Source organism: Sorangium sp. So ce204 (assembly GCF_051526795.1).
Classification (GTDB): domain Bacteria; phylum Myxococcota_A; class Polyangia; order Polyangiales; family Polyangiaceae; genus Sorangium; species Sorangium cellulosum_B.
In genome coordinates, this window is the sequence record NZ_CP150317.1 from 8,638,510 (window position 1) to 8,661,724 (window position 23,215).

The window sequence follows — 23,215 nt, forward strand, 5'->3', positions numbered from 1 at the left end:
GGACGTCGCCGCAGCGGATCTGCCCCCACGCCCGCCGCCCGCGTGTCATCCTGAGATAAAGAGATGGCTCGCCTCGAGGACCGCCTGCCAGAGAACGCCCCCGGCGATTACTTCGTCGACCGGTCGTGCATCGACTGCGACGTATGCCGCCAGCTCGCTCCCTCGGTGTTCGCGCGCTCGCCCGCCGTCGAGCAGAGCGTCGTCGCTCGCCAGCCCGCGACGCCGGACGAGCACCTCCGCGCGGCCATGGCGCTGGTGTCGTGTCCGACCGCCTCCATCGGCACCTCCGCACCGGCGCCGGGGATGGCCGCCGCGACATTCTCCTTCCCCGAGCCGATCGACGAGGATGTCCATTATTGCGGCTATACCGCGTCATCCTCCTTTGGCGCGGCGAGCTATCTCATCCTGCGACCCGAGGGCAACGTGCTCGTCGACTCGCCCCGCGCCGCCAGGCCGCTCATGAAGCGCATCCGCGAGCTCGGCGGCGTCCGGACCCTGGTGCTCACCCACCGCGACGACGTCGCCGATCACCGGATCTTCCGCGACAACTTCGGGTGCGACCGCGTGATCCACGAGGACGACATCGACGACGGAACAGCGCTCGCCGAGGTGAAGATCAAGGGGCTCGACCCGGTGGCCCTCGCGCCCGATCTCACGTTGATCCCCGTCCCGGGCCACACGCGGGGCAGCGTCGCGCTCCTCTTCCGGGACCGATACCTCTTCACCGGGGACCATCTCTTCTTCTCCGGCGAGCTCGGGCGACTCCACGCGTCGCGCGACGTCTGCTGGTATTCCTGGGCGGAGCAGATCCGCTCGATGGAGCGCCTCCTCCAGCACCGGTTCACGTGGGTCCTGCCAGGCCACCTCCGCCGGCACCGCGCTCCCTCCGAGAACGCCATGCGCGCCGAGCTCGCCGAGCTCATCGATCGCATGAAGATGGCGTGACGCGCGGACAGGCCCACGCGCCTCGACGTGCGCGCGCGGGCGCGCGCTCCGGCGAGCGGCCCGCCTCGGGCCGCCGGGCGCCGTGGTACGATCGCGTCCCTGATGACGCCGGACCTCATCGTTCGCGGGTTGCGGGTGGTCACCGGGGGCGCCGTGCGGCCGGCCTCGGTGCACATCCAGGGCGGCACCATCGTCTCCGTCGCCGGCTACGACGAGCTGCCGGAGGGCTGCCCCGTCGTGGACGCTCAGGGCGCGGTGGTGATGCCCGGGCTGGTCGATGCGCACGTTCATATCAACGAGCCCGGGCGGACCGAATGGGAGGGCTTCGAGACGGCGACGCGCGCGGCGGCCGCGGGCGGCGTCACGTCGCTCGTCGACATGCCCCTCAACAGCATCCCGCCGACGACCACGGTCGCGCACCTCGAGAAGAAGGCGCGCGCGGCGGAGGGCCGGTGCCTCGTCGACGTGGGCTTCTGGGGCGGCGCCGTCCCGGGCAACGCGGGAGAGCTCGTCCCGCTGCTCGAGGCCGGCGCGCTCGGCTTCAAGTGCTTCATGGTCGACTCGGGCGTGGCGGAGTTCGGCCACGTCGCCGAGGCGGACCTCAGGGCGGCGCTCGAGGTGCTCGCGGGCACGGGGGCGCCGCTGCTCGTCCACGCCGAGCTCCCCGGCCCCATCGACGCGGCGCGCGCGGCGATCGCCGGCCTGGACCCGCGCACGTACGCCGCCTACCTGCGCTCGCGCCCGCGAGAGGCGGAGGACGAGGCGATCGCCCTGCTCGCGTCGCTCTGCCAGGCGACGGGCGCGGCGGCGCACGTGGTCCACCTCTCGTCGGCCACGGCGCTCGACGTCCTGCGGCGGGCGCGCGACGGCGGCGCCGCGCTGTCCGCCGAGACGACGCCGCACTACCTGCACTTCGCCGCCGAGGAGATCCCGGACGGCGCGACGCCCTTCAAGTGCGCTCCGCCGATCCGGGAGCGGCAGAACCGCGAGGAGCTCTGGGCCGCGCTCGCGGGCGGCCTCATCGATCTCGTCGTCTCCGATCACTCCCCGTGCACCCCCGAGCTCAAGCGGCTCGAAGCCGGCGACTTCGACGCCGCCTGGGGCGGGATCTCGAGCCTGCAGCTCGGCCTGTCGATCGTCTGGACCGACGCCCGCCGCCGGGGCATCCCGCTCGAGCGGCTCGCGGACTGGCTGTGCCGCGGGCCCGCGAGGCTCGCCGGATTGCGCCGCAAGGGGGAGATCGCGCGCGGGTTCGACGCCGATCTGGTGATCTGGGATCCCGACGCGAGCTTCCGGGTCGAGCCGCCGATCCTCCAGCACCGGCACAAGGTGACGCCGTACGCCGGGGAGGAGCTCCACGGCGTCGTGGAGGCCACCTACCTTCGCGGCGAGAAGGTCCATGAGCGCGGGAGCTTCCCCGCGAAGGCGAGAGGGCGATGGCTGAAGCGAGAGGGGTGACGGGGCCGGCGTTCGCGGAGGCGCTCGATCTGGCCTCGGAGCGCCTGGGCGGCGCGGTGCTCGCGGCGAACGACGAGTTCTTCGCGCCGAAGGAGAACCTGCTCAAGGCAGGGAAAGCGGTGTTCCTCGAGCACGAGTACACCGATCGCGGGAAGTGGATGGATGGCTGGGAGACGCGCCGGCGCCGGACTCCCGGGTTCGACTGGTGCCTCGTCCGGCTGGGGCTGCCAGGGATCCTCCGCGGGGTCATCGTCGATACAGCGTTCTTCCGGGGCAATTACCCCGAGCACTGCTCCATCGAGGCGTGCGCGGCGCGGCCCGACGCGCGGGTCGAGGACTTGCTCGACCCACGGACGCACTGGGTCGAGATCCTGCCGCGCTCGCCGCTGGCCGGCGACGCGCAGAACGCGTTCGAGCTGACCAGCGCTTCGCGGTTCACGCACCTCCGCCTGAACATCTACCCGGACGGCGGCGTGGCGCGGCTCCGGGTGCACGGCGACGCCCTCCCCGACGTTCGCCGGCAGGGCCGCCCGGGCGCGGAGATCGACCTCGCGGCCGCGGAGAACGGCGGGCGCGTGCTCTCGTGCAGCGACATGTTCTTCGGGGTGCGCCACAACCTCATCATGCCCGGCCGGGCGGCGAACATGGGAGACGGCTGGGAGACGCGGCGCCGGAGGGGGCCCGGGTACGACTGGGCGCTCGTGGCGCTCGCGGCTCAGGGCGAGATCGCGCGGATCGAGGTCGACACGAACCACTTCAAGGGCAATTACCCCGACAGCTGCATGATCGAGGGGATCGACGCCGCGGGGCGCTCCGCGGCGGAGCTCGCCGGCGCGGGCGAGTGGCGGGAGATCGTGCCGCGGACGAAGCTCCAGGCGCACACGCGTCATCTCTTCGAGGAAGCGCTCCGCGCGACGGGGCCGTTCACGCACGTGCGCCTGAACATCTATCCTGACGGCGGCGTGAGCCGGCTCCGGATCTTCGGCGAGGCGACCCGGAGCGGTGCGGCCGAGCAGCGGCTCCGCTGGCTCAACGCGCTCACGGAGCCGGAGGCCGAGGCGGAGCTCCGCGTGGCGTGCGGCGCGTCGGCGTGGGCGTCGCAGGTGGCGGCGGCGCGCCCGTTCCGCGACGAGGAGCACCTCTCCGCGGCGGCGGCGCAGGCGTTTGCGCGGCTCGCGCCGGAGGACTGGATCGAGGCGTTCCGCGCGCACCCCCGCATCGGAGAGACCAGGCCGCAGGCGGAGGCCGCGGAGGCGAGCGCGACGGCGAGGCGCTTCTCCAGCCAGGAACAGGCGGGGATGAGCGCCGCGGCGGTCGATACGCGGGAGGCGCTCGCGCGCTTGAACCGCGCCTATGACGAGAAGTTCGGGTTCATCTACATCGTCTGCGCCACAGGGAAGAGCGCGGACGAGATGCTGGAGGCGCTGCGCGCGCGGATCGAGCACACGCCGGAGCAGGAGCTGCCCATCGCCGCGGACGAGCAGCGGAAGATCACGGCGATCCGGCTGAAGAAGCTCCTGTGGGGCGGGTAAAGCCCCGGGGCGCGGCCTCCGAGAAGGGAGCGCGTCGGGCGAGGGGGGCGCCGGCGCGCCGGGGGTCCGGGCGATCGAGTGTCCGAGCGTGGCGCGCTCAGCGCGAGAGCTGTCCTCGCAGCGCGCCGTCGGGGAAATCGGCGGTGCGCACGGCGACGTAATACCTCTCCGGATCTCCGAGCAACGCGCTCAGATCGTCGCGGGCTGCGCTCACGCAGCCGCTGGAGCTGCCGCCGGTCGGCGGCATCAGCGTGATGATCCCGCGGCCCGCGCGGCCGGCGGAGCCCTCGTGGATGCGCGCCGCGGTCGCCGGCGCGATGCCGGCCACCGCGAGGTCGAAGCAGACCTCGCCGCGGTCGAGATCGAGCGTGACGTGGGCCGTGCCGCTCCCCTTCGGGTCGCCGGGGCCGGGCACTTCGTCTTGCCCCGTGAGCGCCGCCGTGAGCGAGCGGACCGGGCGCTCAGGCAACGCCGCGCGCGCAAGCGCCGCCGCGAGGAGGACGGCGCCCAGCGCGAGCATCGTGAGGTGTTGCATGTCTCCCTCCTGCACATCACGGGATGTGCGATTCGAGGGCGCCACGAAGAGCAAAGTCGACGCCGCCCACGCGCCGCGAGCCGCCCCGCACGTCGGTCGATCGCAGGGGCGGCGAGGAGGCCGCGACGGACACGGCGACTCGCCCCGATCGCCGAGGCGCGCTGGAGAGAGATAGAGACGGACAGCGGACCCGGATCGGCGCACGACGCGGGGAATCGGCGTCGCCTGCGCGAGGTGGCAAGGCGGCCCGTGCTCCAGCAAGGCGGCCCGTGCTCCAGCAAGGCGGCCCGTGCTCCACACGGGCGGAGAGGCCGCGGGCGCGGCCAGAGCCGCGGTGGAGGCATCCGCATGAGCGCGCCCGGTCCGTCGCGGGCGGGGGCTCAGGGTTGACGACGAGTCCGCCTTCTGCCAGGAGACGGACGCGCGCGAGGCGCGCGGAGAGCACGGCGGAGGCACACGATGAGCACAGAGATCTCGAAGACCGACAACGACGACTGGACCATGCCCAAGCTCATCGCGCTCGCGTTCACGACGCTCCTCGTGGCCTTCTCGGTCATCTACCTCATCTCTCCCTGAACGGCGCGCGTTCGCCCGTTCCCCGGCGCGCGCCGGCCCCACGAAGGGCGGCGCGGGCTACAGCTTCCTGGCGCAGCGCACGCCGAGCGCGTCCGTCACATCGGTCGGGTCCCAGCCGGTCCGCAAGCGAGCGGAGAGGTCCTCCGGTCTGGGCTGCCACCAGCTGCCGCCGCGGATCACCCGCGCGGAGCCGCGCTCGACGTTCGCGCAATCACGGCACGGCTGGGGGTACGTCCCCTCGAAGTCCAGGGTCCACTCCCACACGTTCCCCGCGAGGTCGGCCTGCCCCCACCGGCCGTCACCCCTCGGCGATCTCGATCCGACGACGGCGCTGCCCGTCATGTTGAACACGGCGTAGGTCGAGTTCGGAAACGCGTTGCCCCACGGATACGCCCGCTGCTCGCTCCCGCCAGCCGACGCGTAGTCCCACTCCGCCTCTGTCGGGAGCCGCCCGCCGTCCCAGGCGCAGAAGGCGAACGCGACGAACCAGCTCACGCAGCTGATCGGCTTGAGCTCGTTCCCGCCCGCGTCGTCGGTCCACGAGTGCAATCCCGGGTTGCACTTCAAGTCGTCCCTCAACGCCGCCTGGCTCGCGGGCAGACGGGCGTCCCACGCAGCGTCCCAGCCGCTCCGCAGGATCGCCGGGTGAGCTCCAGCGCCGGCCGCGGGTCGGCTCGCGGGATAGGCCTCGACGAACTTGCGGAACCGTCCGACGGTGACCTCGTAGCGATCCAGGCGCAGGTCGCTCACCTCCGCCGGATACGCCGCGTCGTTGCTCCGGTCGTGCCGGCCACCCGGAACGCGCAGGCTCGCGCAGCAGGGCTGGTTCCGCTCCGGCCCGCAGGTCTCGCCCGCCCCGCTCTCGCCTAGGCGGCAGCTCGGCGGCAGGATGCACCGGCCCGCGCCGCACCATCCAGCGCAACCGGCGAGACCCCACCGCCCGTCGCTGCCGCACACCTCGATGAGATCGCCGGCGCACCGCGCCTCGTCGGGAGAGCACTCGACAGGGGTCCCCCCGCCCCCGCCCGCGTCACCGCCGCCAGTCGCTGCGCCACCGGCCTCGCCACCACCCGTCGCGCCGCCACCCGTCGCGCCACCGCCGGTCGCACCGGCCCCCGTCGCGCTGCTGCCAGCCCCGCCGCCAGCCCCGCCGCCACCGACCGCCGTGCCCGACCCACCGCCTGCTCCGCCGCCAGCGGCGCCAGCGCCGCCGTCGCCATCGACGAAGCTCCGCACCTTCTGCTCGCAGCCCGGCCCGAGCGTGGCCATCGCGACGGCCAGCCAGCCAGCCCCGCGCCGGCGATCCCGAGCTTCACCCGAACGAATCCGTAGAGCGCCCACCGTTCACCCTCACAGTCGCCCACCGACGGGCACCCGCCAGCGTATCATGTGGGACACCTCCTTCACCCCGCCCGGCCGTCGACCTCGCGGCGCCTCCAGGCGCACCACGGACGGCAGGCGCGCGTCGCGCTCGCCGCGCGGGACGGCGCTCTCGCGCGGATGCGCGCTCAGCTGCCTCGGTACGTGGTGTAGCCGTGAGGGCTGAGCAGCAGCGGGACGTGATGGTGCTGCGCCGGGTCCCGGATCTCGAAGAGGATCGACACCGTGGGATAGAAGCTCTCGCATCCGAGCGCCGCGTAATAGGCGCCTGTGTGGAAGGTGAGACGGTAGCGGCCCTGGAGGGGCCGTTCGCCGGGCGGCAGCAGCCCCTTCTGCCGGCCGTCGCCGTCGGTCGTGCCCCGTCCGACCTCCCGGTAGCCGCCGTCGTCGCCGACCTCCAGCACCACCAGCACGCCGCTCGCCGGGCAGCCTCGTGACGTGTCCAGCACGTGCGTCGTGATCGCGCTCATCGGTCCTCCTCGCCGCTCGGGCCCTCCGCGACCCGGGCCATTCCGGTGCTCTCCCATCACGCGCTCCGGCGCGCCACGATGGCCTGAAAGCATCGGCCCCTGAGCTCGTCCGGCGTGAGGCCGGTCCTCTCCGCCGCGTCGCCCTCCGTCATCGCCCCCGCGCCGATCGCGCGCAGGAAGAAGCCCAGGAGCCCCTGCCCCGTCGCGGCGTCGTCGAACACCGTCCCGGCGACGGTCGCCCGGGCGGCCCGCTCGACGAAGCTCCGCAGCCGCGCGGCGGCCGCATCGACGCCCTCGAGGAAGAAGGCGTACGTGGCGGCGTAGCGGACCGGCAGCTCCGCGGGGTGGAGGTCCCAGCCCTGGTAGTAGCCGCCCTCGAGCGCGCGGCGAACCTGACCGTACTTCAGGCGCCACGCGCCCACGACGGCGCGACGGTTCTCCTCGCTCTGCTGCGGCGTGAGCGGCGCGCCGCCGGGGCGCGCGCGGTGCGGGCCGACGGGAAGGAGGTTGCTCGCGCCGTCGGAGAGCCAGAGCCCGGAGCCGGCCAGCGCGACCTGCATCACGTGCCGCGCGAAGTCACACGCCGGGTGGGCGAGGTGCTGATGGGCGGCCGTGATCTCGCAGCTCGCGGTGTAGTCATAGGCCCCGAAGTGCGCCGCCGCGCACCGCCCGCGGGCCGCCTCGACCAGCCCGGGCAGCGCGATCTCCCCGCGCGGGCCGAGGATCGACGCCGGCGTCTCGACCATCAGCTCGATCCGGATCGAGCCGGCCGGCAGCCGCAGCGCGCCCTCGAGCGCGTCGAGGGCGTCGGCCAGGGCGGCGACCTGCTCGGGCGCGACCACCTTCGGCAGCGTCACCGCGAAGGCGGGCGGGAGCGCGCCGCCCGACGCGGCGACGAGCGCCGAGAAGAAGACGTCGAGCGTCCTCAGGCTCCGCTCGGCGCACCCGTCGCCGAGCGGCTTGATCCTGATCCCGAGGAACGGAGGCAGGCTGCGCGCGGCCATGCCGAGGGCGATCTCGCGCGCGGCCGCGGCGGCGTGCGCGTCCTCCTCGTTTCCGGGGCGCACGCCGTAACCGTCCTCGAAATCGATGCGCAGGTCCTCCACGGGCTCGCGGCGGAGCTTGTCGAGCACGCGCGTGTGCACCGCGTGCGCGAGCCGCGCAGCCCCGGAGGCGCCCTCGGCCGCGCCTGCGCCCGCCTCGATCGCGGCCGCGAGGGCGAGGGCGTCGGCGCGCCCCTCCGGGAGCCCCTCGGCCCCCGGCAGGCCGATCGCCCGCGCGAAGGCGGCGAAGTCGGGCGCGTGCTCCTCGACGGCGCGGAGTGCCACCGCCCCGAGCTTCCGGGCCGTGTCGGCCTTGAACAGGTGGGCGCCGCCGTAGACGGTGTGGACCGGCTGGCGCGCGCCCGTGGGGTCGAAGACAGAACGCCCGCCGCGGAGGCGCGAGAGCGCGCCGCGCAGGGCTTCGGAGGAGAGGCTCGTCTGGAACATGGTGTGCCTTCAGCGGGTAGGGCGCACACGAGATGCCGCCTGACTCGGCACGTCAAGTGGCGCTCGCGCTCCTCGCGAGGAGGCGCCATGCTGCGACCCGCGCCGCTCGAGCGAGCGCGAGGAGCGCCGCGCGCGGCGGCGGCGCTGCGCGCGCAACGGCGGCACCGGCGCCGCCGTTGCGCGCGCAGCGCTCGGGGTGTATCCGTCGTTGGAGGACTTGAATCGATGATGAGACGCCGAGACTTTCTTCGCGCCACGCTGGTGACCGCTGGTGCGGTGGTCGTGCCGACTGCCTGCTCCGATGATGGTGACGCCACCGGCGCATGCGACGTGCACGAGGATGACGCGTTCTTCCCGCAGTCGGTGGCCTCCGGCGATCCGCGGCACGATAGCGTCGTGCTGTGGACCCGGCTCATCGATAGCAAGCAGCCGCAGTCGGATCTCAACCTGGCGCTCGTGGTCGCGCTCGACGAGGGGTTCACGCAGCTCGTGGTGCTCACGCCGAGCTCCGACAACGTGGCCACGGCGGGGTCGGGCAGCACGCAGCTCCGCGTGACCGCGCGGGCGGAGTTCGATCACTGCGTCAAGGTCAAGGTGGACGGCCTGAGCCCCGGCACCACGTACTATTACCGCTTCTACTACATGACAGGAGAAGGCTGCGTCAGCTCGCGCGTCGGGCGGACGCGGACGGCGCCCGCGCCGGGCGCGGACGTGCCGGTGCGCTTCGCCTTCGTGTCCGGCCAGGACTACATCGGTCGCTACTACAACGCTTATGTGGCCCTGGCGAAAGAGGAGCTCGACTTCGTCGTCCACCTCGGGGGCTACATCCACGAGACGACCGGGGACCCGAGCCTCCAGGCCCCCCCGGGGCAGCGCGGCATCTCCTTCTCCGACGTGGACGGCGCCATCGCCTTCCAGCCGGCGGAGGGCGCGGCCTACCACGCCGCCAAGTCGCTGAGCAATTACCGGGAGCTCTACAAGGCGTACCGGTCCGACCGTGCGCTGCAGCGGGTACACGAGCTCTTTCCCATGATCGCTGTCTGGGGCGATCACGAGTTCTCCGACGATGGCCACGGCGCGACGGCGGTCTACCTGGACGGCCGAGAGCCGGAGACGGACGAGTACCGGCGCAAGGCGGCGAACCAGGCCTGGTTCGAGTACATGCCGGCCGAGTACCCGAATGATCCGAAGGGCGACGAGTTCCGCTACGACAGCGCGGTCGAGTACCCGGACGATATCACCATCTACCGGGACTTCCCGTTCGGGAAGCACGTCCACCTCGTGATGACGGATCTCCGCTCCTACCGCACGGATCACCTGATCCCGGAGGACGCCTTCCCGGGAAAGGTCGTCGTTCAGCAGCCGGAGCTCGGGGAGAGCTTGACCGACTTGCTGCCCTACACGAGCCGCTACATCCCGGACATCAACGGCGACGGCTGGGATGTCTACAAGAGGGCGCTGGATGAGGCTGCGGTCCTGTTCGGATTCGACCCGAACCTCGGTTTCGCTCAGGGCGAGCTCCGCCCCGTCAGCGCCAAGGTCGTCGACGAGATCGTGGCGAAGCTGAACGAGCACAGGGCCGAGCAAGGGAAGGAGCCGATTCCCCCCATCCCGGCGAGCGACTTCGCCTTCATGGAGAGCGGGTTCGCCTACGCCGATTTCGGAAAGACGGACTACTACAGCGCGCTCGGGTCGCGCTACTTCGTGATCAAGGATGCCTTCGACCCGTACTTGCCGTTCGCCGCCAACGCGGATGTCATGGGAGGAGCGCAGAGAGCCTGGTTCCAGAAGACGATGGAGGAGTCCCAGAGCACCTGGAAGGTATGGGGGACCGAATACCCCCTTTCACAGCTCGTCCTCGCCCACACAACGCAACCCGCGGAGCCCGAGCAGGAGTCGATCACCCGGCGCTTCTACCTGAGCTGCGACGGCTGGGACGGCTTCCGCAAGGAGCGGGACGAGCTCATCGAGATGCTCGCCGCGGTCGAGGGCAACGTGGTGTCGATCACCGGCGATCTCGGCGCCTTCCTCGCAGGGACGGCCGCTGTGGAGGGCGCCACGGCCAAGATCGTGGAGTTCGGCGGCGCCGCGATCTCGTCGGCCACGTGCCGCTCGGTGCTGGCGAAGCGGCTGGCGAGCCATCCGACGCTGAAAGACGTCCTGGAGGCGGAGGACATCGACGACAGCATGCAGAAGGCCAATCCGTACCTCGCCTTCAGCAACGCCACGAGCAACGGGTTCTGTATCGTCGAGGCGAACGCCGACGAGTTCGTCGTGAGCATGCACATGATCCCCGAAGAAGCGCTCGCCGCCCCCCTGTACGACGAGGCCGGCGCGGCGGCGCTCGACGGACAGATCACGATCGCGCGGTACAAGACGAGGGCGGCCGAGTCCGAGCTGTACCGGGAGGACGACGGCACCTGGAAGCAGTGGATCCCGGACACCGCGAGCTAGGACGCAGGATCCATCGACCGAGCTGGGCGGTCAGCGCTGCCGACCCTCTCGGCCGCCGGCACACGGCGCCGGGCACGAGCGACGGCTCGCGCTAGCGCGCCAGCATCACCACGGTGCCGTCACGGCAGGCGATCGCCATCCGCTCCTCGCCGGCAGGGATGACAGCGACCGGCGCGGAGCAGACGCGCTCGGCCGCGATGGAGACATTGCCGTCCGCCTCGACGACGCCGGCGCGTCCGCCCGCGCGCACGAAGCCGACGCGGCCGGTGCGATCGATCACCACCGGCGGGCTCGGCTTCGCGTCCACCGGGCCGAAGAAGCCGGAGAGCCCGCCGTCGGCGGGTGGGGACCCAGGAGGCCTGTCGATCGCGACCCGGAACGCCACGTCGCCCGACGCGTTGACCCCGAGGAGCAGCCCGGTCGTCGACAGGACAACGGCCAGGCCCCCGGCGCCGATGGCGGGCGGCCCGTCGAGCGCGCTGAAGGCCGCGCCGGCGCGGACCCCGGCGGTCCCTGTCGGCAGATCCAGCGCGACCAGGCGGCGGGCGTCGACGACCGCGAGCAGCGTGCGGGCGTCGGCGAGGGCAGCGCCGCGGCGAGGCATACCCCCGAGAGAGCCGAGCCGCCTCGGCGCGCCGGGCGGACGCCAGGTCAGCACCGCGCCCGACTCGGTGGTCACGAGCGTGCCTTCAGGGCCCGCGAGCAAGGCGCCCGTCGCGCGCTCCGCGATCTCGGCGCGGGCGCGCACGGTCCCGTCCGCGGCGAGCTCGACAAGGGAGCGCCCCAGGGCCGCCACGAGCCCGCCGTCGTCGAGCGCGAGGGGCGTCACGTCGGCGTCGCGCCCCCGGAGGCCGAGGGGCACGGCGAAGCGCACGCTCCCCGCAGGCGTGAGCCCGACGGCGACGCCGGACGAGGTGATCAGCGCGAGGGTGCCGTCGCTCGTGAGCACGGCGGGCGCGAGCGGCGCGCTGTCGCCGATGCGGACGCGCCAGCGCTCCCGGCCGTCCGCGCCGAGCTTGACGACCTCGGGGACCGTCAGCGTGAGGAGGAGATCGCCCGCGGCGTCCGCGAGCGGCGCGGCGTCGATCCCGCCGCGGAGCTGCTTTCGCCACGCCTCGCGCGCCGGGAAGGGCAGCCGCGCGGCGGAGCGGCCCGTGCGGCGCGCGTCGAGCCGCTCGCTCGGGGCGAAGCCGCGGGGCGCGCCGACGACGATCGTGTGCGGCCGGCTCGTGTCGACCGCGTCGGCGAAGGCGAGCGGCGCCGCGGCGGAGAGCAGGAGCGCGGCCGCGGCGAGGCCCGCCGTCCGGGCGCGACGCGGCCTTCGCGGGCCGGGCGCCGTGGCGCGCGCGGCGCTCATCGGCCGCCCTTCACGGTGAACTCGACCTGCACCTCGGGGATCTCGGCGCCGCCCGGCGCGACGAACGGCGGCGCGACGCTGCCGTAGGCGGTGAGGATGTCCCCGCGCTGGGCGGGGTTGTCGGCGCCATGGACGAGGCGGACCTTGCACGCCTCCGGAGAGCGCGGCGCGGCGCCCGCGCTCGCGGCGGCCGCGCCGCCCTCCTTGCAGCCGGACGCGGGCGGGATCGAGAGCAGGATCAGCGTCGCGTATCCCTGCCGGCGCACCTCGAGGACCTCGCCGGTCAGCGCGATCGGCTTGCCGATGGGGTCCTTCCCGCCGGCGGCGAGCTCCGCGTACCCGATCGGGCCGCGGCCGGCGAACTCCTTCGCGGCGGTGTCGAGCCGGTCGACGCGGCGCACCGCGAGCTTCGCGATGCGCGGCGCCATCCCCTGCATCTTCGCGCGCACCTCGAACTGGGTCGCGCCCACGGACGAGACGTTCATCACGTGCGCGAAGGTGCCGTCGGGGCGAACCGCGATCGGGTGCGCGCCGGCGAAGATCTGCGCGCCGCGGGCCGTGCGCCCGGCGAGCACGAAGCTCTCCTTGTCGATGACCACGCTCGGGCCGGGCGACTCGATGGTGAGCGGGACGATGCCGACCGCGACGCTCACCATGCCCTGCTCGCGCGGGCCGTCGGGCGGCGTGACGGTGTACGGCACCTGCCGGCTGAGCGTCTTCGTCTCGTCCGAGGGCCCCGCGACCGCGTCGGTGACGTCGATCGACTCGATGGCCCGGCCGCTCGTGAGCGCAACCTCCTTGCCGTCGAGGGTCACCTGCGTGCCCTTGCTCGCCTCGACGACGACCTGGATCGAGGGCCGCTCGCCTTGCAGGGTGCCGAGGTCGGGCCGGATCCGGTAGGCGACGTGGATGGAGACGCCGACCGTCTCGTCGCGCCCGCTGCCGGGGCGGTCGATGGCGACCTTCATCCGGTTTTCGCCGACGGAGAGCGGGCTCGCGAGCGGGATCTGCGCGACGCGGCCGGCGGTTGTCGCGCGCCCCTCGCCGATGGAGACGGCGGTGCCGTCCGGACAGCTGTCGCACCGGAGCTCGATGACCTCGCGGCCCCCGGCGTCGGCGCGGGCGCGCGCGGTTACCGGGGGCGCGCTCGGCCAGAGGAGCGCGAACAGGACCGCGCCGAGCGCGAGCACGCCGCCCGCGACGACGACAGCGACGGCCCGGCGCGACGTGCGCGGGCGCCTCTCGCCCTTCGGCGGCGGGAGCCGCTGCTTCAGGCGATGGGGGCGCATGAGCGCCGGGTTCTGCAGCGGAGGGGCGCGGAAGCGCGCCGGCGCGATCGTGGCGCCGAGCTCTCCGGCCGGCTGGTAGCGCGCGTCGAGCTCGGAATCGGGCTCGGGGTCGGCCGAGGCGCCGGGCGCGAGCGGCGCGATGCCCGGCCGGGCGACGCCGACCAGCGTCCGCGACACGGTGGGCAGCGGCACCGGAGCGCGCGGCGCCGCGACGCCCGGGACGATCGGCACGGTGTGGTCGAGGCGCAGCTCGCCCGGCGCTGCGTGAAGCGGCGCGGCCGGCGCTGCATGGAGCGGCGCGGCCGGCGCTGCGTGCGCGTCGAGGCGCGCTCCCGGGGCCACGGAAGCCGGGGTCCCGACGACGAGCGTGCCCCCGGCCAGGCGCGGATCGGCCTGCGCCGGCGCCGGCGCTGCCCCGAAGATCGCGGCGGGCATACCGACGATCGTGCGCGAGGCGGCGGCCGGCCCGCCGGCCATGGGCGGCAGCGCGGCCTGGCCGGGGCCCGCGCCGCCCGGAGCGGCGGGGGCGGACGGCGTCTGTCGGAGCAGGTCGGGGAGCGTGACGCCGACCATGGTGCGGGCCGCGGGCCTCATGCCGTAATAGCCGGCCGCTCCGCCCGGCGGCGCGAGCGCGGCGCCGCAGTGCGGGCACGCGATCGAGCCCTCGGGTACGGGTCTCCCGCAGTGCGGGCAGTGCATGGCGCCATGGTAGCGAGGAACCGCGGCGCGGTCAGGCTCCGGGCGCTGCGGCCGGCGCGCGGCGCCTCCCCGGCGGCCGGAAATGCCGGCAAAACGTGCGAGAGGTGCGAGAGGCGCGCGAGGACGCCCCCCGCCGCGGCGCCGGAGCGGGCGCACAGCGCAACAGTTGGCCCTGACGTGGCAGGTAGGCTAACGCGGGACGTATGCTCGCGAAGCGCATCATCCCGTGCCTCGACGTCAAGGACGGCCGCGTCGTGAAGGGCGTCCGCTTTGTGGGGCTGCGGGACGCCGGGGATCCGGTCGAGGCCGCCCGCCGTTACGACGCCGAGGGCGCGGACGAGATCACGTTCCTCGACATCACCGCGTCGCACGAGAAGCGCGGCATCATCCTCGACGTCGTGGCGCGCACGGCGGAGGTGCTGTTCACGCCGCTGACGGTCGGAGGCGGCGTCAAGTCCGAGCAGGACATCAAGGCGCTCCTCGACGCGGGGGCGGACAAGGTCGCGATCAACACGGCCGCCGTCAACGATCCCGACCTCGTGCGGCGCGCCGCGGACCGCTGGGGTGCGCAGGCGATCGTCGTGGCGATCGACGCGCGCCGGATCGCGGATCCCTCGCGCGTGGCCTGGACGGTGGTGACCCACGGCGGCCGCCGGGACACGGGGCGCGACGCGGTCGCGTGGGCCGAGGAGATCGCGCGGGCGGGCGCGGGCGAGCTGCTCGTCACGAGCATGGACCGCGACGGCACGCGGGACGGCTACGACCTCCTGCTGACCGCCGCCATCGCGCGGGCCGTGCCGGTCCCGGTGATCGCCTCGGGCGGCGTCGGGACGCTGGATCACCTGCGCGCCGGCCTCGTCGAGGGAGGCGCCGACGCCGCGCTCGCCGCGTCGATCTTCCACGACGCCGAGTACACGATCGGCGAAGCGAAGGCGTACCTCGAGGCGGCGGGGGTGCCGGTCAGGCCGGCGCGCGCGGGCGAGCCGGGCGACGCGGCGGGCCGGGGGCGCTCGTGAGCGCTTGCGTCACGCTGGAGGAGGTCGTCGCGGCGGCGCACGCGCGGAGCGCCTCGCTGGTGCCGGAGACCTCGGGGTACCTCGCGCTCGCCGTCAGCGACGCGACGTCGCGCCTGCCGCTCAGGCTCGACGATCGCGCGGTGCTGCTCACGACCGAGGGCACCGTCACGGTGCGCACGCGCGGCGACGCGGTGGCGCCGGCCGAGGCCGCGCGGCTGCTCCGCGACCTGCTCGCCCGGCTCCTCGCCGCGTCCGCCGGCAGCATGCCCAACCTCACGGCGACGGCGCGCCCGCGCCCCGCGCACGAGCAGGACCCGGAAGCGGTCGCGCGGGAGCTCGAGGCCGCGCTGATCCCGGTGAACCGCAACGCCGCCCGGCGGGCGCTGGCGCGGCTCGCCCGTGAGACGCTGCGCGCCAAGGAGGCCGGCCGGCTGAGGCGCCCGCGCCCGGAGGTCCAGGCGAGGCCTGCGGCGCCGGAAGCGGACGAGGTGCCGCCGCCGCCGCAAGCGGAGCAAGCGCGGCGCGATGCGATCGCCGCTGCCGCGCACTGCGACGCCCCCGCTGCTCCGCGCGGCGACGCCCCCGCCGCCGCGCGCGGCGACGCCCCCGCTGCTCCGCTGCCGAATCCCATCGTGGAGCTCACGCTCAGCCCCGGCCCGGTCGCACCTGCGGTCGTGGAGCTCACGCTCAGCCCCGGGCTCGTCGCGTGTGCAATCGCCGGGGTGGCGCTCCCGGCGCCTGCAAGCGCGGGCGATGCTGCCGGGGCGGTAGCTGTCGCGCCGTGTCCCGAGAACCCGCCAGCGCCTGCGGACGCCGGCGAGCAGGTCGAGGCGCTGCCGGAGCCGACCCCGACCGTCGTGCAGGCGGTGGTTGAGATCCATGAGGCCGCAGCGCCGGCCGAGATCCCGGCCATCCCGGAGCTCATCGAGCCTGCCCGGACGATCGCGCCGGTGGCGCCGCGCGCGCGCGCGGCGGCGGAGATCGCCCCTGAAGAAGCGCGGCCCGTGCCCGCGCCATCGCTCGTCGTCAGCGGCCCCTCTGCCTGCAGCGAAGCGCTCACGAGCCCCGAGGGGATCGAGGTGCTCCTCGTCGACTTCACCCCTGGTCCCGCCGCCGTCGCGCTGTCTTCCCGGGAACCGACGCCGACCGATTCGATCCTCGTCGAGGTCTCCCCGGATCCCGCCGAGGTCGCGCCGCTCTCGCAGGAGCCGACGCCGACCGTGGCCATGGCCGTCTGGGAGGAACGGGAGGCCGCCGACGGGGCCGCGCTCTCGCACATGGCGGACGCGCCTGCCAGCGTGAGCGAGGTCCCGGAGTCCATCGAGACGTCGCGCGCGCCCGCCATCCAGTTCATGGCGGCGGACGCGGCGCTCCAGGTCACACCGGCCTATGGCACCTGGCCGCTCGTTCGTCGGGCAGACCTCGTCGTGCCCGCGGTTCCTCGAGCGGCCGTCGCGCCGTTCGACGAGACGCCAGCAGCGCGCCACACGCTGCCCTGGCCCCTTCCGGCGCAGCGCGACGACGACGCTCCGGCTACGCCGCACCCGACGGCTCCGGCCGCGCCGATCGAGGCCTTGCCGGCGGCGGAGGCCGACGGCCCGGAAACCGCGCACGCCGGCGCGCCGCCCGCGGACGCAGCGCCCCAGGAAGTGTCCGCGGACGCAGCAGCTCCCGAGGAACCGTGCGCTCATCTGGCTCCCGAGCAGCCGCCCGCAGACGCAGCTCCTCCCGAGCAGCCGCCCGCCGATCTGCCGCCCGAGCAGCCCCCCGCTGACCTCGCGCCCGCGGATGCAGCGTCAGCGCAGCCGCCCGCCGATCTGCCGCCCGAGCAGCCCCCCGCTGACCTCGCGCCCGCGGATGCAGCGTCAGCGCAGCCTCCCGCCGACGCAGAGCCGCAAGAGACGCCGTGCCCGGCGGAGCTCGGTCCCATCGATGCGATCGTGTGGAACGCCTCGCGGCGATCCCGGAGCGCGCGCCCTCCCGCGGATGGCGTCGGCGCAGGCGCGTCCCGGGTCGACGAGCTCGTCGCGCGCTTCGTCGCGCAGTCCGAGCAGAGCACGCAGCGCCGCGCGGCGCGCAGCATGAAGGCGCTCGCTGGCCTCGACCTCACCCTCACGCCGCCGCCGGTCGCTGCTGTCTCCGGCACCTCCGCGCGCGCAATCCCCGGCGCGCGCCCGCCGCTCGCCGGGGCGCTGAGCCCCGTTGCATCCGAGCTCGCCCCCCCCGAATCCGCTCGGGTCGTCCCGACGGACGCCGCCACCAGGCCGCCTGTGCCGCTGGTGGCCCCGCGCCGGCGAGGTCTGTCCTTGTGGCTTGCGCTCCTCGCGCTCGCCCTGCTCTGCGCCGGGCTCGCTGGAACGCTGCGGCCGGAGGTCTTCGCCTCGCTGACGGAGCCGCTCGCGCGGGGAGCGCTCTAGAGCGGCGGTCACCCGCACAGGAGACGGGCCCAGATCGGCGTTTTCGGCGCGCAAGCGCACTCCGGTGCGCTGAGCACCGAAAACGTCGAGGTGGGCCCGTCTCCGAAGCGGGTGACCGTCGCTCCCCTCGCGATTGACGTTGCCCCGGGGGAGCGACGACACTCGTCGCCATGCAAGAGCAGAACATGGCGATCGTGAAGTCGCTCGTGAGCGTGGCGTGGGCGGACGGCGAGTTCCACGAGGCCGAGCGCGAGATGGTGGAGGGGCTGATCGCGGCGTTCGAGGCGAACGAGGACCAGGCGAAGGAGATCCGCGCCTACGCCTCCCAGCGAAGGACCCTGGACGACGTGCCGCTCGGCGAGCTCGGCGGCGACGACCGCCGCGCGCTGCTGCAGCACGCCGTGCTGCTCACGTTCGTCGACGGCGAGCAGCACGACGCGGAGAAGCAGTACATCGCAGCGCTGAGCAAGAAGCTCGAGCTCCCCGAGCCGGAGTCCGCGGAGATCATCCAGGCGGCCGAGGCCCGCGCCCGACGCCTCCTGACCTTGCTCTGACGCAGCCTTCGCGGCGCCTGAACGTAGCTGGCCCGGCCGCCGCCGGGACTCCCGCCGCGCTTCCCCCACCCACCGCACCACCTCCACACCTTCACCTCCAGGCGGTATTTCCAGCAAGGAAAGGCCCTGGCGGGATAGCGACAGCAGAATCTCTTGACAGCGTGGACGGCATGCAAGACGATATCCAACAAAGATAACGACTTTCATTTTCATGTTCACGAAGGGGTTGCCGACCATGCCTGTGAAGAGAACCTGGTTGTCCGCGCAGCGGACCGTGCTCGCGACGTTCGGACTTTCCTGGTGCGTGCTGCTCGGCGGAGTGGCTGCGTGCGGAGATGACTCCGGCGACCCAGAGAACTCCGGGGGCGGCGGCGCTGGCGGCGCTCCCTCGACGAGCAGCAGCGGCGGCGGCGGCGCCGGCGAGGGCGGCGGCACAGGCGGCAGCGACACAGGCGGCGGCGGCGCTGGCGAGGGCGGTGGCACTGGCGGCAGCGACACAGGCGGCGGCGGTGCTGGCGAGGGCGGCGGCACCGGCGGCAGCGACACAGGCGGCGGCGGCGCCGGCGAGGGCGGCGGCACCGGCGGCAGCGACACAGGCGGCGGCGGCGCTGGCGAGGGCGGCGGCACCGGCGGCGGCGACACCGGCGAGGAGCCTTGGTCGACCGGATTCGCAGGCGTCGTGGCGCTCGACGAAGCCACGGACGACCGCTTCTGGGCCGTCGCGTTCGACGCCGCGTCCAGGGCTTACGCTGCCGGGCACGTGGCCGTGGCGGGCGACACGTACATGGCGGTGGCGCGCTTCAAGACCGATGGCTCGTTCGACACGACCTTCGGCGCGAACGGGGTCGCGAGGGTCAACGTGGTCGCAGGCAAGACCACGGAGACCGCGCGCGGCATCGTCCTGCAGTCGGACGGGAAGATCGTGCTCGCCGGCCAGGTCGAGCACGACCCGAGCGCCACGCCGTCGGACGCGGATCTCGCGGTCGTGCGGTTCAACACCGACGGCACGCTGGATACGACCTTCGGCACGGAGGGCATCGCCATCCACGATCTCGGCGCCGGCGAGGGCAACACGGGCGATCTGCTCTGGGGCGTCGACCGCGACGCGAACGATCGGCTGGTCCTCTTCGCCAGCAAGAAGGCGGCGGCTCGCGCCGATCGGGATCGCGCGATCGTGCGGCTCACCGCGAACGGCGCCCTGGACACCACGTTCGCGACGGAGGGCGTCCACACGCTCGACGTCGACGGGCTGAACCTGGGTGACAACCCGCGCAACGGGTTCGTGCAGGCCGACGGCAAGATCTTCTCTTCCGGCTACACGAGCGTGGGCGGCAGGAACCAGATCGTGCTGCTGCGGCTGAACCAGGACGGCACCCCGGACACGACCTTCTCGTCGGACGGCGTCGTGAGGCTCGCGCCGTTCCCGCTCGGCATGGCCGAGGCCTACGGCGCGGCTCGCCAGTCGGACGGCAAGTACGTGACCACCGGCTACGGGCGCTCCGAGGAGAGCGGGGCCGTGGATCTCGTGTCCTTCCGCGTCACGGCCACGGGCGGGTTCGACCCCTCCTGGGGCGTGGGCGGCGGCGTCCTCCTCGACGTGGCGGGCGACAACGACCGCGGGCGCAACCTCCTCGCCCTGCCCGACGATCGCGTCGTGATGGTCGGGAGCGCCACCCCCGCGACGGGCAACGTCGACGGGATGATCGCCCTGTTCGACAAGAACGGCGCCCTGGACACGCGCTTCGATCCGAACGGCTACCGGCGCTACAGCTTCGATCGCCCCGACGACTCGCTCTACGGCGTCGCGCTGTCGCCGAACGGCGCATGGCTCGCGGCCGCCGGGTACCGGTCCGACGGCGACGGGCCCGAGGACGACGACGCGACGCTGGTCCTGCTGCCGGTCCCGGCGCAGAGGGACTGACGCTCACACGACCGACTCGACTCGCGCTGGGAGGCGCCCCCCGCCGCGCCGTGCTGGCAGGCGGGGAGCGCTCCCTCCGTGTTGACGGGCGGGGGTACGACGGACGATTCTCGCGCGAAACGAGCTCGGGGCCGCCGCGACGCCGGCGGGCCCCGGGCGAGCGCCCGTATCTCGGAGAGGCTGCATGAACAGCGTGAGGCCGACAATGAACCGCGCCCGGAGGGCGGGCCGCCGCCTCTCGACAGCGCTCCTGCTGTCGCTCGTCGGCGTCGCCGCGGCCGCCGGGTGCCGCAAGCCGCCCCCGGACGAGGTGGTCTATACGGGCCAGGGCGCGGGGCCCGGCGTCGCGCAGCCGCCGGGCAGCGGCGGGTCCACCCCCGAGCCTTCGACCGGGAGCGGCGCCACGAGCACCACGGCGGCCTCCTCCGCGATCGCCACGACCGCTGGCGCGGGGGGCGCCGGGAGCGCCAGCGGCGCCGGGGGCGCGGGGGGCGGCGAGCCGGTCCCCGGCGACGTGTGCCCCCCGGTCCCCGTCGCGGAAGGCCCCTTCAGCAAGGCCAAGCTGATCACCGCGGCGGCGGACTGCGCGCTGAACCGCGCCTGCGAGTTCGAGGCGCAGGCGCGCGCGCTGCACGAGAGCGCCGCGGCCCTCGCCCGCGGCCCGGGCGAGCCGAGCGCCGCCGCCGCGCGCGACGCCTGGCTCGCCGCCATGACGGTCTGGCAGGAGGCGGAGCTCTTCCGCTTCGGCCCCGCGGCGAGTTCCACGCAGCCCGGAGGACAGGACCTCCGGGATCAGATCTACTCCTGGCCCCTCGTGAGCCGGTGCAAGGTCGACGAGCAGATCGTGAGCCGCGCCTATGCGCAGCCGAGCTTCTCCTCGTCGCTCATCAACGGGCGCGGCCTCGCGGCGTTCGAGTACCTCGTCTTCTACGGCGGCGGCGACAACGCCTGCACGCAGTTCTCCCCCATCAACGCGAACCGCACCTGGGCGGCGCTCTCCGCGGGAGAGCTCGCGCAGCGCAAGGCCGATTACGCGGCGGCGGCGGCGGCGGACGTGCTCGCCCAGGCAGGCGCGCTCGCGCGCGCCTGGGCGCCCGAGGCGGGGAGCTTCCGGGAGAAGCTCACCCGGGCCGGCCAGGGGAGCCCCGTCTTCGCGACCGAGCAGGACGCGCTCAACGCGGTGAGCGACGCGATGTTCTATATCGAGAAGGAGCTGAAGGACTGGAAGCTCGGGCGCCCGCTCGGCTTCACCGAGGACTGCGTCACGCCCACCTGCCCGGAGGCGCTGGAGTCGCGCTTCGCCCTCGCCTCGGCGGCGCACCTCAAGGCCAACCTGCGCGGCTTCCGGCGCCTGTTCCAGGGCTGCGGCGAGGGCGGCGAGGGCGTCGGGTTCGACGACTGGCTGCGCGCGGCGGGCTCCGCCGATCTCGCCGATCGCATGCTGCAGGCGCTGTCGGGCGCCCAGTCGGCCGTCGACGCGCTCGACCTGCCGCTGGAGCAGGCGCTCTCGACCGACCGGGCGAAGGTCGAGTCGGTCTACACCGCCGTGAAGGCCCTGACTGACCTGCTCAAGACGGAGTTCGTCAGCGCGCTGAACCTCGAGCTGCCCCAGTCGTCGGAAGGTGACAACGACTGAGCCCCCCGGCCGCGCGGGCCCCCTTGGGCTCGCGGCGGCGTGGTCGCGCGCGGCCGCGGCGCTGCATCGAGCGCTGTTTCGCCCGATCGACATCGCCTGGCTCGCGGCGTTCCGCGCCCTGTTCGGGCTCACGATGTGCGTGAGCATGGCGCGCTTCATCGCGTATGGGTGGATCGACGAGTTCTTCGTCAAGCCGGGCTTTCACTTCAAGTACTGGGGCCTCGCGTGGGTCGAGCCGCTCTCGCCGGCCGGGATGCACGCCCTGTTCTGGGCGCTCGCGGCGCTCGCCCTGGCGCTCGCCCTCGGCTTCATGTTCCGCGTCGCGGCGCCCCTGTTCGTCGTCGGCTTCACCTACCTGCAGCTCATCGACGTCACGACGTACCTCAACCACTACTACCTGGCGAGCCTGCTGGGCCTGTTGCTCGCGGCGTCGCCGGCGCACCGCGCCTGGTCCATCGACGCGCTGCTCTCGCGGCGCAGCGAGCGCTCGGTCTCCGCTGCGTGGCTCTACCTGCTGCGCTTCCAGGTCGGCGTCGTGTACACGTTCGCGGGGCTCGCCAAGGCCCACGCCGACTGGCTCCTGCACGCGCAGCCGCTCCGCATCTGGCTCGGCTCGCGCACGGACATGCCGGTCCTCGGCCCGCTCTTCACGCACCCGTGGGCCGCGCCGCTCATGAGCTGGGCGGGTTTCCTGTTCGACACCAGCATCGTCTGGCTGCTCCTCTGCCGGAGGCTCCGCCCCTTCGCGTACGCCGCGGTGATCCTGTTCCACGTCGTCACGCGCGCGCTGTTTCCGATCGGGATGTTCCCGGTGATCATGGTCCTCTCCGCGCTCGTGTTCTTCCCCCCGGAGTGGCCCCGGCGGCTCCTCTCCCGGCTCCGAGCGCGCGCGCTCCCCGCCCACGGCGGCGCCGGCGCGCCGCGAGCGCCGCAAGCGCCGCAACCGACCACAGACGAACCCGCCCTCCCCCCGGCGGCGCCGCCCTCGCGATCGCTGCGCGCCCTCGGGCTCGCGCTGGGCGCCGCGTACTGCGCGGTTCAGCTCGCGATGCCGCTCCGTTTCCTCGCGTACGGCGGGAACGTGCGCTGGCACGAGCAGGGGATGCGCTTCTCCTGGCGCGTGATGGTGCGCGAGAAGAACGGGAGCGTCACCTTCATCGTCCGCAGCAGGCGGACCGGCCGGACATGGCATGTGAGCCCGCGGGAGTACCTGACGCGCCTGCAGGAGCGCGAGATGGCGGGCCAGCCCGATCTCATCCTGCAGCTCTCCCGTCACATCCGCGAGGACTTCGAGCGCCGCGGCCGCGGGCCGGTGGAGGTGCGCGCCGACGCCCTCGTCTCGCTCAACGGCCGCCGCATCGCGCGCCTCATCGATCCCGGCGTCGATCTCGCCGTGGTCAGCGACGGCCTCGGCCCGGCGCCCTACATCCTTCCAGCTCCCGAGGGGCCTCCCCCCCACATCCGCCCCCTCTGATCGGCGCGCGCG

16 protein-coding genes are annotated in these 23,215 nt (G+C 73.9%); 10 read left to right on the plus strand and 6 right to left on the minus strand.

Annotated features, from left to right (window positions below):
* Positions 1-63 precede the first annotated feature (63 nt).
* The 3 genes from WMF22_RS32195 (at position 64) to WMF22_RS32205 (ending at position 3,935) form a co-directional block, all read left to right on the plus strand.
* Positions 64-945 carry an MBL fold metallo-hydrolase gene (locus tag WMF22_RS32195; protein ID WP_437293789.1) on the plus strand — a complete coding sequence of 294 codons (882 nt, stop codon included), beginning with the start codon at positions 64-66 and terminating at the stop codon, positions 943-945.
* Positions 946-1,047: 102 nt separating this feature from the next.
* Positions 1,048-2,403, plus strand: coding sequence for an allantoinase AllB (allB, locus tag WMF22_RS32200; RefSeq protein ID WP_438032266.1), 1,356 nt, complete (start codon positions 1,048-1,050; stop codon positions 2,401-2,403).
* Positions 2,382-3,935 (plus strand): allantoicase, encoded by a 1,554-nt coding sequence (locus tag WMF22_RS32205; RefSeq protein ID WP_438032267.1) that lies wholly within the window; start codon positions 2,382-2,384, stop codon positions 3,933-3,935. Before allB ends, WMF22_RS32205 begins: the two co-directional genes overlap by 22 nt.
* Before the next feature lie 97 nt (positions 3,936-4,032).
* Here WMF22_RS32205 and WMF22_RS32210 read toward each other — a convergent pair whose 3' ends face one another.
* The 4 genes from WMF22_RS32210 to WMF22_RS32225 all read right to left on the minus strand — a co-directional run bounded on the left by WMF22_RS32210 (position 4,033) and on the right by WMF22_RS32225 (position 8,386).
* Entirely contained in the window at positions 4,033-4,470 is a 438-nt protein-coding gene (locus WMF22_RS32210; protein WP_437293792.1) for a CHRD domain-containing protein, read from the minus strand.
* Positions 4,471-5,103: 633 nt separating this feature from the next.
* The gene (locus tag WMF22_RS32215) at positions 5,104-6,315 is read right to left on the minus strand and encodes a formylglycine-generating enzyme family protein (protein ID WP_438032268.1); all 1,212 of its coding nucleotides are present in this window, start codon (positions 6,313-6,315) and stop codon (positions 5,104-5,106) included.
* A gap of 239 nt (positions 6,316-6,554) precedes the next feature.
* A complete protein-coding gene (gene uraH, locus WMF22_RS32220) occupies positions 6,555-6,896 on the minus strand; it encodes a hydroxyisourate hydrolase (protein ID WP_012238509.1) in 342 nt (113 codons plus the stop codon).
* A 56-nt stretch (positions 6,897-6,952) separates the two neighbouring features.
* Positions 6,953-8,386: a DUF6986 family protein gene (locus tag WMF22_RS32225; protein WP_438032269.1), complete on the minus strand. Its 1,434-nt coding sequence runs from the start codon at positions 8,384-8,386 to the stop codon at positions 6,953-6,955.
* Between the two features lie 225 nt (positions 8,387-8,611).
* Here WMF22_RS32225 and WMF22_RS32230 point away from each other — a divergent pair, with 225 nt between their 5' ends.
* Entirely contained in the window at positions 8,612-10,840 is a 2,229-nt protein-coding gene (locus WMF22_RS32230) for an alkaline phosphatase D family protein (protein ID WP_438032270.1), read from the plus strand.
* A 91-nt stretch (positions 10,841-10,931) separates the two neighbouring features.
* Here the strand turns inward: WMF22_RS32230 and WMF22_RS32235 are convergent, their stop codons facing one another.
* Together WMF22_RS32235 and WMF22_RS32240 are read right to left on the minus strand one after the other, a co-directional pair.
* Positions 10,932-12,197, minus strand: coding sequence for a hypothetical protein (locus WMF22_RS32235; protein WP_437293796.1), 1,266 nt, complete (start codon positions 12,195-12,197; stop codon positions 10,932-10,934).
* Entirely contained in the window at positions 12,194-14,185 is a 1,992-nt protein-coding gene (locus WMF22_RS32240) for a zinc-ribbon domain-containing protein (RefSeq protein ID WP_438032271.1), read from the minus strand. The genes WMF22_RS32235 and WMF22_RS32240 overlap by 4 nt, the downstream gene beginning before the upstream one ends.
* Positions 14,186-14,388: 203 nt before the next feature.
* On the opposite strand from WMF22_RS32240, the gene hisF reads away from it, so the two are divergent.
* The 6 genes from hisF (at position 14,389) to WMF22_RS32270 (ending at position 23,203) form a co-directional block, all read left to right on the plus strand.
* Positions 14,389-15,201 carry an imidazole glycerol phosphate synthase subunit HisF gene (gene hisF, locus WMF22_RS32245; RefSeq protein ID WP_437293798.1) on the plus strand — a complete coding sequence of 271 codons (813 nt, stop codon included), beginning with the start codon at positions 14,389-14,391 and terminating at the stop codon, positions 15,199-15,201.
* Positions 15,198-17,618 carry a hypothetical protein gene (locus WMF22_RS32250; RefSeq protein WP_438032272.1) on the plus strand — a complete coding sequence of 807 codons (2,421 nt, stop codon included), beginning with the start codon at positions 15,198-15,200 and terminating at the stop codon, positions 17,616-17,618. The genes hisF and WMF22_RS32250 overlap by 4 nt, the downstream gene beginning before the upstream one ends.
* Positions 17,619-17,788: 170 nt before the next feature.
* Positions 17,789-18,172, plus strand: a complete 384-nt coding sequence (locus WMF22_RS32255; RefSeq protein WP_437293800.1) for a TerB family tellurite resistance protein — start codon at positions 17,789-17,791, stop codon at positions 18,170-18,172.
* 235 nt (positions 18,173-18,407) lie between these two features.
* Positions 18,408-20,093: a hypothetical protein gene (locus WMF22_RS32260; protein ID WP_437293801.1), complete on the plus strand. Its 1,686-nt coding sequence runs from the start codon at positions 18,408-18,410 to the stop codon at positions 20,091-20,093.
* 184 nt (positions 20,094-20,277) lie between these two features.
* Positions 20,278-21,729, plus strand: coding sequence for an imelysin family protein (locus tag WMF22_RS32265; RefSeq protein WP_438032273.1), 1,452 nt, complete (start codon positions 20,278-20,280; stop codon positions 21,727-21,729).
* The gene (locus WMF22_RS32270) at positions 21,716-23,203 is read left to right on the plus strand and encodes an HTTM domain-containing protein (RefSeq protein WP_438032274.1); all 1,488 of its coding nucleotides are present in this window, start codon (positions 21,716-21,718) and stop codon (positions 23,201-23,203) included. Before WMF22_RS32265 ends, WMF22_RS32270 begins: the two co-directional genes overlap by 14 nt.
* Positions 23,204-23,215: the final 12 nt, after the last annotated feature.